The organism is Coriobacteriia bacterium, assembly GCA_018368455.1.
GTDB lineage: Bacteria > Actinomycetota > Coriobacteriia > Coriobacteriales > UMGS124 > JAGZEG01.
Genome location: JAGZEG010000002.1, coordinates 36484 through 48502 on the forward strand (window position 1 = coordinate 36484; position 12019 = coordinate 48502).

Annotated in this window: 6 protein-coding genes; 3 read left to right on the forward strand and 3 right to left on the reverse strand. The window is 66.6% G+C overall.

The genetic code is table 11. The features are described from left to right. The first annotated feature begins 404 nt into the window (after positions 1-404). Positions 405-1268, forward strand: coding sequence for a CPBP family intramembrane metalloprotease (locus KHZ24_01500; GenBank protein MBS5449880.1), 864 nt, complete (start codon positions 405-407; stop codon positions 1266-1268). An 809-nt stretch (positions 1269-2077) separates the two neighbouring features. Beyond that, complete coding sequence (locus tag KHZ24_01505) at positions 2078-3697, forward strand: FAD-dependent oxidoreductase (protein ID MBS5449881.1); 1620 nt, start codon at positions 2078-2080, stop codon at positions 3695-3697. A 233-nt stretch (positions 3698-3930) separates the two neighbouring features. Here the strand turns inward: KHZ24_01505 and KHZ24_01510 are convergent, their stop codons facing one another. The 3 genes from KHZ24_01510 to KHZ24_01520 all read right to left on the reverse strand — a co-directional run bounded on the left by KHZ24_01510 (position 3931) and on the right by KHZ24_01520 (position 9188). Beyond that, positions 3931-5391, reverse strand: coding sequence for a LuxR family transcriptional regulator (locus KHZ24_01510; GenBank protein ID MBS5449882.1), 1461 nt, complete (start codon positions 5389-5391; stop codon positions 3931-3933). A 436-nt stretch (positions 5392-5827) separates the two neighbouring features. After that, positions 5828-6721 (reverse strand): RluA family pseudouridine synthase, encoded by an 894-nt coding sequence (locus KHZ24_01515; protein MBS5449883.1) that lies wholly within the window; start codon positions 6719-6721, stop codon positions 5828-5830. A gap of 769 nt (positions 6722-7490) precedes the next feature. Continuing rightward, positions 7491-9188 carry a LuxR family transcriptional regulator gene (locus KHZ24_01520; GenBank protein ID MBS5449884.1) on the reverse strand — a complete coding sequence of 566 codons (1698 nt, stop codon included), beginning with the start codon at positions 9186-9188 and terminating at the stop codon, positions 7491-7493. Positions 9189-9523: 335 nt separating this feature from the next. On the opposite strand from KHZ24_01520, the gene KHZ24_01525 reads away from it, so the two are divergent. Next, positions 9524-11995 carry a molybdopterin-dependent oxidoreductase gene (locus KHZ24_01525; protein ID MBS5449885.1) on the forward strand — a complete coding sequence of 824 codons (2472 nt, stop codon included), beginning with the start codon at positions 9524-9526 and terminating at the stop codon, positions 11993-11995. The last annotated feature ends 24 nt before the right edge of the window (positions 11996-12019 follow it).

The window sequence follows — 12019 nt, forward strand, 5'->3', positions numbered from 1 at the left end:
CAACGGACGAATTGTGGTCTCGCTACACTCTAGCGCAAAGCCGGGATCCCCTCGGCCCTGGGCGGGCAAGCAAGCGCCGACAGGACAGAATCCGAGCTAGCTAGCGTTGGCGATGCAGCCAAGCGTCGGGCGCTGTTGCACGTTTGTTGTACTGAGTTAGGCACTATCGCTCAGCAGGGGGCATCACATCCCTGCACGGAGGTCCGAAACCCTGTCGTCGTCCGAAAGGAAACACCATGGACAACGTCACGACCCAGCCGGAACCGCGGCCAAAAACAGCGCACGCAGCAACGGGCACGGGACCGAATTCGCCAAAGACGGAAGCCCACCAAAGCGCGCGAGGCTTCTGGGCCTCCCCCACCCCAGGGGCAATCAGAGGACGGGGGCGCGCCCTTCCGTGGTGGGTGACGCTGCTGGTGGCCCTGGCATTCTTCCTGCTTTGGAAGTTCCTTGCCCCGTTTGTCATCTATGGAGCGGTCGGCGCAACCCAGGTAGTCTTTCCGGGCCAGGACAGATCGTTCTACGAGTTCGCCCTCGAGATAGCCTCGCAGCTCTCGTTTGTCATACTGATTCTGCTCCCCATGCTTTACGTCAAGCTCGTCGAGCGTCGCTCGCTGGGTGATCTGGGATTCTCGCGGCCTCGCGCGCTTCGCCACTACGGTGCAGGCTTGCTCGTAGGCCTCGTGTCCTTCGGAGCAGTCTTCGCCCTGGCCCTTGCGACAGGCGCTGTCTCGTCGGCCTCGCTTAATCCCACCGTCTTTGTCGGCGGTCTCGTGATACTTTTCGTGGGCTACATGGTGCAGTCCATGGGCGAGGAGACGCTGGCTCGTGGCCTGCTGTGCGGCTCGGTCGCAGCGCGCTACCCTCGCATCTTCGCTATTGCGTTGAGCTCCGTTTTCTTCTCCGTCACACACGGCATGAATAGCGGCATCAGCCTCGTTGCGATGGTCAACATCACGATCGTTGGCGTCGCGTTGGCCCTCATGTACCTCGTGACGCGCAACCTATGGGTATGCGGGGGCTTTCATTGCGCGTGGAACTTCGTGCAGGGGCCGCTGTTCGGCATCTCGGTAAGCGGAAACCCCACCGACCCCACAACGCTACTGATTAGCGAGGTCGGCTCGGGCAGCAGCCTACTGACCGGCGGCACCTTTGGCCTGGAAGGCAGCCTTCTTACAACTGGCGTCCTGCTCATAGTTGTCGTGGGCTTCGCCTGGTACGCCGTGCGAACCAGCAAGCAACAGACCGAGGCGAGCGCACAGGAATAACCTCCCGACGAGGAATCGCCACACGGGCCGGAGGTATCCGACCCGCGCGGGTCCTTGGCGGCGCGCAATTCGCAAGAAGCCCATCGCCCCGCCCGCTTCCGTAGTCATCGGAGGCAGGCGGGGCGATGGCGTCACGGCGCAGGTCACCGGGTACGGAGCGCCCTCGACAAGCCCGGCCGGAAACGGACTCGCACGACCAGCAGCAAAGATCGCAGCGGGCGGTGCAGGGCAACGGTTCGCCGCAACTTGCACGCGAAGGGCCCCTCTCGGGACAGAAAAGCCGCTCGTGAACTACCCGTGCCGCACAGCCGGCCGCCCCCGCGATGGACGGCCCGCTCTCACCTGCGGTTTCCTTCTGCCCGCAACACGCGAGCCCCGGAGTGCCCATTCACAAGTCGGCTTCTTGGCCAAAAAGGCGCCGAGCACGCGCAGAGCTCGATGCACGACAAGATGCCGGCACCCAGCAAGCATCAGCGCCGATGCGCCTCGCTCTGGCCGGCCTCGCTTCGGCGCAGAGTGCGCAGGCAGGCCCAATGCCCCCGGAAGCCCCCACCCCGCCGACCCTCCCCATCATCCCAGCTCAGGCGTTCACGTGTTTCGCGTGACAGGACCGCACAGCGCAAGAGCCTGCGTTTGAGGTGACGCGGGACAGGCGGGCAATCCGTATCGTGGGGAGTCGTCCAGCGACGCCCGGACGCGTCGGGCCCGAACAGCTCGCCGCTCCCGGACCGTCGCCCCACACGCAAAGGAGATCGCCCATGTCCCAGCACGCCCCGATCGCTCGTCCCATCCCCTCCGCGACGCCCGCCATGAGCCGCCTCGCCTTCGTGAAGGGCGCCGCCCTCGCCAGCGGCACCGCAGCCCTCGCCGGCACGGCCGCCGTTGCCGGAGCCTCCGAGGCCGCCGGCACCTCCGCCGACGACCGCCACGGCACCTCCGCCCGCCCCGCTCAGGCCGACGCCGCTCAGACGTTCGAGGCAGACGTCGTTGTCGTGGGTGCCGGCATCGCGGGCCTCATGGCAGCCGACCACCTCGCCGAGCAGGGGCTGAACGTCTACCTGCTCGAGAAGGGCGTCAGCGCGGCCGTCTCCAACTGGGCCCAGTGCGGCGGCCCCAACGCCTGCGAGACGAAGCTCCAGAAGCAGGAGGACGCCTGGGTCTCGCTCGACGAGATGTTCCAGTACATGTACGGCTTCTCCAACACGGCCGTAAACGCCAAGCTGCTCAAGAACGTCCTGGCCGGCACCGGCCCCGCCATCGACCGTATGATGGACCTCGGTATCGCCATGAGCCTGTGGGGCGACCCCTACGGCGTCGGCTTCCGCGGCCGTCACTTCATCGAGGCCAGCCCCACCGATCGCACCGACCCCATCATCGCCCACATAGAGGAGAACGGCGGCACCGTCCTGTTCGGCGCGGACGTCTACGCCATCCTCATGGAGGACGGTACGGCCACGGGCGTCCAGGCCGACATCGACGGCGTCGTGACCGACGTACGCGCCAAAGCCGTCGTCATCTGCACCGGAGGCTTCCTCGGCAACGAGACCATGCAGCGCGAACACTTCAACACGCCGATCTTCCCGCTGGGCAACACCGTCTCCGACGGCACGGGCATCCAGATGGTGCTCGACGCCGGCGGCGTGCTCGACCGCCCGTTCTCCGTGCTCGGCAACGAGTGCGGCGCCGTCTCCCCCACCACCGAGGGCTGGCCGTTCACGCCCGAATGGGCCAACGTCAACGAGCACTATGGCTACTGGCTGTTCGGCGGCCTGTACGTCGACGGCACCGGCAGCCGTTTCATCGACGAGGGCAAGGTGGCCGCCCTGCCGCTAGCCGTCGGCGGTGAGGCCATCGTGCGCGCCGGCAAGGCGTGGGTCATCATGGACTCGGCCTACTACGAGGCCTGCCAGAACGAGGGCATCTACGCCTACCTGGGCGAACCCACGCAGTGGACGGCAGGCGCAGAGGCCGGCTACTACAACCCCACGAAGGAGAACGCCGAGGCGCACCTGCAGCAGGCCATCGACGAGGGCTGGGGCTGCAAGGCAGACACGCTCGAGGAGATCGCAGAAAAGTTTGGACTCACGAACCTGGTAGAGACCGTCGCGGCCTACAACGCGGCGTGTAAGGCCGGCGAGGATCCCGAGTTCTACAAGGACGCCTGCTTCCTCAAGGCCGTGAGCGAGCCGCCGTTCTACGCCTTCGAGTACGTGCCGAGCGCCTGGGGCACGAATGGCGGCGTCAAGGTCGACAGCGGTCTGCACGCACTCGATGCCGAGAACAACGCCATTGCCGGCCTGTACGTGGCAGGCGTGGACACCGGCTCCATGTACACCGTGCCGTACTACACGAACCCCGGCTCGTCGGTGGGCAATGCCATGGGCTCCGGCTGGTTCGTCGCCGAGCAGATCGCGAAGGATCTGGCGTAAGCAGGGGTAAGGCCACCTGACGGCGCATAAAGGGTGGGCCCGGGCGATCGCGCGATTCGCCTGGGCCCACCCTTTTGAGGAAGACGTCGCAGGAACGGATAGCTCACAGATGTCAACCGGCTTCCGGGGAAGCGCCCCAGGCAGAAAGCCCACACCCAGGCGGTCGGGTGGAGCCGGTTTCGGATCGCAGGCAAGGATCGTGTCGCCAGACGCCGCAGGCTGGGCGCCAACGACTACCGGTGGCGCTCGACCAGGTCGATGAGCTCCTGCTTCGAGTGGACGCCGAGCTTGGCGTAGAGGCGGCGAACGTGCGTCGAAACCGTGTTCTTCGAGAGAAGCAGCGTATCGCGGATGTACGTCTGCGAGCGGCCTCGTGCCAGGTAAGCGCAAACCTCAGCCTCGCGTGCCGAGAGCCCAAACTCCTGCGCGACGCGCTCACACGCAAGCGCCGTGGCGTCGGAGCCTTCCTGGAAGACATCCGTCACGGGCACAGACAGCTCCCTGGGTTCCCGCTCTCCATCGGACGGATCAAGCGCCGTCCTCTGTGGGATGAGCATCATCGCGAACGCGTACACGCAGACGACCACGAGGCAGAACAGCGCGGGATTCGCCTCGAGCACGCCAGCGCGAGCGCAGAGGACATCCCCGAGCTGGCCGAGCAGGACGCCCAGGTAGCTGGCGGACGACCCCAAGGCCAGCCAGAAAGCGCGGCGCTCGGGACGTCCTTGAGCGATGCGCACGAAATATAGGATGAGGATGATCTCGCAGCACGAGTTCAGCCCCACGTTGAGCACGCCTGCCCAAAACGACGCGATCGTGCCGCCGATGGCGAACAGCGTCATGGACAGCACGAGTGGCGGCAGCGTCATGAGCGCAAGAGCTTGAAAGTCCACGCGCACGGCATAGCGGATGATGCCCAAGGCGTAGACGATGGCGAAGATCATGCCGAGCAAGCCCTGGGTATCGATGCCCGCTGCCGACGCCAGCGCCGTTGGCGCCGCCGTCGGCGCGATGTTCATGACGCCCCAGGCGACGATACCAAACGCGAGCATGCGCGCAATTCCGGGCACGCTCGCCTCGGGAGCGTCCGACACGCGGGCGACCGACCGCTCGCCCTCCTCCAACCAGTGCAGCCCAACAGCGCCGCCCGCAAGCAGGACACGGGCACGCCAGAGGCTCGCGCCGCAAAGCCCCACGAGCAAAAGCGCCGTCACGAGTGCCGGTACCTGGGCCATCGATGGGACGATCAGCGTGCACAGAACGGTGACGACAAATGAGACGGGCAGCAAGACCTCGAGCGTCGCCATGTTCAGGCGGGAGAGGGCCAGGCTCCACAGCATGCCGAACAGGGCGCTCCCCATGCCAGTGCCCACGCCGCTCGCAACGGCCAGCAGCACCGCAAGTCCCCCGTTCCCTACGTGCTGGTACGCAACGGAGAGCACGCTCCCGATGGCCGCGAAGATCGGTGCCGTCGCGTAAGGCCAGCGCATCCGCTCGAAGTCGCAGCGGCAGCTCGCAATCGCCAGCACCGCAAGCGCAACCGGCACGATAGTCGCCGACACGGCCCACGAGAGATCGAGCGCGGTACCGCTCACAGCCTGTGTCGCCAGGGCATCAGTGCTCCACGAGACATAGCCCCACGCGTATAGGGAGCCATACCCCAGAAACGCCAGGGGAAATCCCCGCCATGCCATCCGATCCCCCATCGCGAGCCCTCCGTCTCGGCGCCTCGGCACGCAGATCCGCACACCCTCCGCGCGAGCAATAATAGCCGCAGGGAGCCGCGCGGCGCGAGCGTGGAGGACCACTGAGGAGCGCCTTGGGGGGGCTTTGGCGGAGGCGAAGAGAGCGGCCCCGCAAGAAATGCGGCCCATCGTGGACGGAAATCGGGCTCGTGAATGCCGCGCTGGCCCATCGAGCACGATGGCGGATCGATCCAGAGCAAACGGCCTGCGGTTTCTTTCGCAGCCTGCCACGAAAGAGCCGAGGCGCCCATGCACGAGGGGGATTTCTGGCCAGCGAAGCGCTCTTCTCTTGCAGCCCAGAGGCCGCCCCAGCTCCCAGCCGGCAAAATCGGCCTCCGCGCAGCCGCCGCCCGCAAGCACACGGAAGCCAGGCGCGTCCTGCAAGCTAGCGCAGGGCCGGCGCCCCCGGGAACAGCGCGGCAAAGCGCGCAGGGTAGGGCGCTTCGATGCAGATGGGAGCGCCCGTGAGGGGGTGAGCAAACTCCTCGCGAGCAGCATGGAGCATCAGTCCTCGCGGCGCCACCGGGGATCGCTCGGGCGCAGCAGCCCCGCCCCTCCCGTAGAGCGCATCGCCGACAATCGGGAAACCCAGGCTCGCCAGATGGACGCGAATCTGATGGCGCCGACCCGTACCGAGCTCGACCTGCAGCAGCGTACGGCGGCCGTCAGGGCTCACGGCCAAACGCCGCGCCCACGTGAGCGAGGGCTGGCCCGTCGGGCTCACGCGCATACGACGCGCATCGTGGCGGTCGCGGCCGATGGGAGCGTCACATATGCGCGACTCCCACGGCACGGCGCCTTCGACAATGGCGAGATACGTCTTGCGCAGCGGCTTTTCCAAGAGGGAGGCAAACGGCGTGTGCCCTGCAGCGGGGCAATCCCCATAAGAGACGCCACTCTCACGCCGCGAGCCACAGCCGCCCTTGCGCGCACCCGAAACATCTGCGACCCCACCGCCCCGCAAAAGAGGGCCAGCTAAGGTGTCCCCCGCAGCGAGCGAACCGGTCGGAGTGCCCCCTACTTCGCCGGCAATCAGAGCGTCAAAAAGCGGCTGAAACTCCTCGGTCTTCGAAAACAGCACGACACCCGACGTCTCGACGTCGAGGCGCTGCAGGGCCTGCGGTACCGCAGGGCTTCCCAACCTCCGCAGATAGCCCTGAACGCGCGCCGTCAGCGTCTCGGCGTCCGAGCCGTCCCTATGCACCAGAACGCCGGTTGGCTTGTCGACGGCCAGCACGAACTCGTCCTCGTAGAGCACGCTCACCGGAACGCCGCTCACGGGGCCAGCCTCCCGCATGACCAGCGGCGCAATCACCACGGTATCGCCCGCCGTCAGCCGGGAGCCTGCAGCCAAAGTCGCGTCGGCAGCGCACCCCTCCGGCCGAATACCGCAGGCAGACACCGGAGCCTCAGCGGGACCAGCCTCGACTCCTGCCAAGCGCGGAGCTCCCCGGCGCACAACCTGCCCGCGCGCAAACATCCGACCGCGAGAGGCTTTCGAGCACCCGATAGCCGCAAGCAGCTCTGCAGCAGAGCAGGGCCTCTCAACGCGGAACGCAAAACCCACCGAATCGAGCCCCTCGTATGTCCAGATTCGTTCTGCGCCGCCCGCCATCACATCTCGCTTTCAGATTGCATGATCACACACCGGGGCAGCCCCGTGTCGAGAGCCCCCCCCTTCGCAACCTGGTCACTATGCACGGTTATGCGAGATCTTGCAAAAAGGCGCTCCGAAAATGTCCTCGATTTACGGCTGTGCAAGGTTTTGCAGCCCGGAAAGCGCCTCCCGCGCGCGACTCCAAACTCGTGAGCTGGGGATTCTTAACCAGACATCCCCCGTGCCCGAGAAAAGATCCCCGCAAACCTCGCACGTCCGCAATTCGCGCCCATTTTAGAGGCTTCCATTTTGCAAACCTAGCACAACCGCAAAATGCGCCCCGCATCCGAATGCACGCATCTCTACCGCGCAGGCAGCGCCCCACGCAGCACCTCGCGCCCCCGAGCCGACCTCACGTCCCTCGCGCGCCCCATGCCCCGCACTCGCCCCCTCAGCGTGCCCTCCCCTCCAGCTCGCGAGGATCGAACTCATTGATCAGGTCGATGAGGTCCTGCTTCTTGTGGATGGCGAGCTTGGCGTAGATGCGCTTGCTGTGCGTGCGGATCGTGTTCTCCGACAGCACAAGCCGCTCGGCGATGCGCGGAACGCTGGCGCCACGCGCGATGAGCTCCATGACCTCCGCTTCGCGTGCCGACAACCCATAGTGACGGCGTAGCACTTCAACCTGCTTCGACACGCGGTCGCGATACTGCGGGGACGAAGGCACATCGTCCCCGCGCACGTCATCACGCAGCTCGTAAGCCGTCAGGGGCTCCGCCTCGTCCTCCGCGAGCGCATTCACAGCCGGGCCCTCTCCCTTCGCCCCAGGGGCTCGCGACCCCTCCGTAGCAAGGCCAAGCCCGCTCGCAACGTTTCCTTCCTCCACCCCGGGCGCACCAGAGCCGCCCCTCCAGCCAGCACGGCGCACCCCGCCTCTCCCCACGGGGGCCACAAACTCGATTCCCTCCGCCTGAGCCCCGCGCCCCAGCCCGAGCGCTCCCCGGAATCCACCCTGGCCCACGAAGTAGATGAGCCCCAGCAGGTAGACAGCCACCAGCGCCACCAGCACGTTCGCCGGGATGCCTGCAAGCACAGCCGCGCCCGCCAAAGCCCCTCCGAGCCCCTCGGCCAGCGACCCCGCGATGAACCCCACATCGTGCAGCGCGTACACGATGCCCGCAAACACGCCGTAGATGAACACCGGGTTGATGCCGCTGTCACGTGATGTCTGCGCGCACTGCGCCATCATGAGCACGATGCCCACGCTGTACAGCGCGTAGAGCCCGGCCGCCAGCCAACGCAGATAGTCCGTGCCGAGAAACGGCAACGCGAGCAACCCCGTGATCGCAAACGGAAAGAAGACGCGGTACATCGTCACGATGTTGAGTCGCAAGCCCCGAACCCGCCAGCGCCCCAGCAGAGCAAGCGCCGCTACGAGCAGCGCACCCATCGACAACGCGTTGACGAGCGACCCCACCTTCGGCTCGGCAATGGCGAGTGAGCGCATAACGCCCGCGCACAAGCCCAACCCGCCGACGCAAAACGCGCTGCGCCACACCGAGCCCACCGCTCGGCGATACACCGCGGGATGCTCGCGCGGCACGTCTTCGAACATCGGCTGGTCCAGGTCGATATCACGGCTGCGCAGCACGATGGCCAGCCCGAACAGCGGCAGAAACACAAGCGGGATCAAAAACGCCGTCACGGCGACGGGGATGAGGTACAGCGCGAAGTACAGCAGCGCGGCATAGGCAGTCCCCAGCACGAGGTCGCGGCCACCCTCCTCGGGCTGCTGGCTCGCGAACAGCCGCTGCCACAGCGTGTAGAACTCGGCCGAGCCAACGCCGAGCAGCGCGCCGCCCGCCGTCACAAGCGGCAATGCAGCGGCATCGACGTACGTCGCCGCGATGAGCGCCACCCAACCAGCCATGTACGGCGCCACCGTGAGCTTCACGATGAAGCTGCGCGCCGTCGAAGGCCAGCGATAGGCCACCAGGGCGTTGAGGAAGAACCCCGCGGCAAACGTGAGCGACTGTGCGAGAAAGAACCAGAACACGATCGTCGGTGTCTGGAAGCCCATCGGCAAAAACGGGAAGACGCCGCCCCACACGCCCGCGGCGTTCACGGCGAGAAACAGCGCGTACCCCATCGAGGCGACAGAGGGCCGCAACGCTGCGCCCAGTGCCGCCCCGCGCAGCCCCGGGACGCGCCGGCCGCTCGAATCGCTCGTGGCCGCGGCCGTCCGCACTGGCTGGCCCATCGCCCTCCCCTCCCCCGATCCATCCGGGCCCTCATGTGTCGACCACTAGCATACAACACGTCCTACCTGCGGCTTCTCGCAGATTCGCACGAATCATGTGACAGGGCGGGACGCCCCGTGGGCTTTCATGTGACAGCGAAACGCACGTACACAGAGCGCCGCCTGGGCGCCTCGAGCGTTTACGATACGGGAGTACGAGGGAGAGGAAGAACATGACGGATTCGATGGGCACCAGCTCGACCGAACACACCTGCCCGACAGACGCACGGCCCTCGACGCTGAGCCGCCGCAGCTTCGTCAAGGCGTCGGCACTCGCCGGTCTGACCGCCGCCGCGGCAACGTCCTGCGCCAGCACGCTGTTCAGCAACCGCAGCGCCCTTGCGTCCAGCGGCGAGGCCAGCGGCTCTGCGAGCGCGGACGCACCCGCCGGCGACGAGCAGGTCATCTGGGGTCACTGCTCCGTCAACTGCGAGGGCCGCTGCGCCCTGCGCCTCCACGTCAAGGACGACGAAGTCACATGGGTCGAGAGCGACAACACCGGTGACGACGAGTACGGCAACCATCAGATCCGCGCCTGCCAGCGCGGCCGCTCCATCCGCCGCTGGATCAACAACCCCGACCGCCTCAACTACCCGATGAAGCGCGTCGGCAAGCGCGGCGAGGGCGCCTTCGAACGCATCAGCTGGGACGAAGCCTGCCAGATGCTCGCCGACAACTACCAGCGAATTCTTGACGAGTACGGCCCCGCCGCCGTGTACAACAACTACGCGACGGGCGTCCAGGCGTCGAACATCCGCGACTTCCTCACCCGCTTTATCAATATCAACGGCGGCTGCCTCGGTCGCTACGGCTCGTACAGCTCGGCCCAGATCTCCGTGTCGCTGCCCTACCTCTATGGCAAGCGCACGGCCAACTCGAACTCCGACATCGTGAACTCCAAGCTCGTCGTCATGTTCGGCGAGAACTCCACCGAGACGAAGATGTCCGGAGCCGGCGCGGGCTACCACCTGGAGCAGGCCCTCGAGCGCGGCGGCGCCAAGCTCATCTGCATCGATCCGCGCTTCAGCGACACGGCCGCCACGCGCGCCGACCAGTGGATCCCCATCCGCCCCGGCACGGACGCCGCCCTCGTCGACGCCTGCGCTCACGTGCTCATCTCCGAAGACCTCGTCGACCACGACTTCCTGAACACGTACTGCATCGGCTACGACGAGGACACGATGCCCGAGAGCGCCAAGGGCCAGCACAAGTCGTACAAGGATTACATCCTGGGCCAGGGCGCCGACGGCGTCGAGAAGACCCCGGCGTGGGCCGAGGCCATCACCGGCGTGCCCGCCACCACCATCGAGCAGCTCGCTCGCGAGATCGGCACGACGAAACCCTGCTCCATCTGGCAGGGCAAGGGCCCGCAGCGCCAGGCCAACGGTGAGCAGACGGCCCGCGCCATCTGCATGCTGGCCATCTTGACGGGCAACGTCGGCATCAACGGCGGCAACACGGGCTCCGACCTCGACGGCTACTACTTCAGCCCGTTCTCGGTGCCCACGGGCGACAACGGCGTGGCCGCGTCCATCCCCGTGTTCAAGTGGACGGACGCCATCGAGCGCGGCGAGCAGTTCACCGCGACGGCGGACGGCGTGCGCGGCGCCGACAAGCTCGACGTACCGATCAAGATGATCTTCAACTTCGCCGGCAACTGCCTCACGAACCAGCACTCCGACATCAACCGCACGCACGACATCCTCGCCGACGACACGAAGTGCGAGTTCATCGTCGTGTGGGACACGCTCATGACGGACTCGGCCAAATATGCCGACCTGTTGCTGCCCGACCTCATGGCCGTCGAGCAGCCCAACTTCGTCAGCAACGACTACGCGGGCAACATGGGCTACCTCATCATGGGCGAGCCGGTCACGACTCCCAAGTTCGAGCGCCGCACGCTCTACTCCGTGCTCGCGCAGGTCGCCGGGCTCATGGGCAAGGGCGAGGAGTTCACCGAGGGTCGCGACGAGCAGGGCTGGCTCGAGTACTGCTACGAGCAGGCGCGCGAGGAGGATCCGACGCTGCCGACGTTCGACGAGATGCGCGAGATGGGTGTCTACCGTCGCCAGGATCCCGACGGCCACTTCGTCGCGCTCAGGGACTTCCGCGACGACCCCGAGGCCAACCCCCTGAACACCCCCTCCGGCAAGATCGAGATCTACTCGGAGCAGCTCGAGGAGATCTGCGCCACGTGGCAGCTCGACGAGGGCGATCGCATCAACCCGCTGCCCGTCTACGAGCCGTGCGTCGAAGGCTGGGATGACCCGCTGCGCGAGAAGTATCCGCTGCAGATGCCGGGCTACCACTACAAGGCCCGCGCGCACTCGAGCTACGGCAGCATCGACGTGCTCAAGCAGGCCAACCCCCAGGAGCTGTGGATCAACCCCGTCGACGCCGAGGCCCGCGGCATCGCCGACGGCGACACGGTGCACGTCTTCAACGACCGCGGCACCGTCGAGATCGTGGCAAAGGTGACGCCGCGCATCCTGCCGGGCGTCGTGAGCATGGGCCAGGGCGCCTGGCACGACGCCGACATGGCGGGCGACAAGGTGGACAAGGGCGGTTGCATCAACACGCTGACGTCGCTGCGCCCCTCGCCGCTGGCAAAGGCCAACCCCCAGCACACGAACCTCGTCGAGGTCCAGAAGGCGTAAGACGCCTCGTGCCCGGGCCCTCCC

Excerpts from the sequence above, each read along its gene's own strand:
- KHZ24_01505 (MBS5449881.1), top strand. The coding sequence starts at position 2,078 with ATGAGCCGCCTCGCCTTCGTGAAGGGCGCCGCCCTCGCCAGCGGCACC.
- KHZ24_01510 (MBS5449882.1), bottom strand. The coding sequence starts at position 5,391 with ATGGCATGGCGGGGATTTCCCCTGGCGTTTCTGGGGTATGGCTCCCTA.
- KHZ24_01520 (MBS5449884.1), bottom strand. The coding sequence starts at position 9,188 with ATGGGGTACGCGCTGTTTCTCGCCGTGAACGCCGCGGGCGTGTGGGGC.
- KHZ24_01525 (MBS5449885.1), top strand. The coding sequence starts at position 9,524 with ATGGGCACCAGCTCGACCGAACACACCTGCCCGACAGACGCACGGCCC.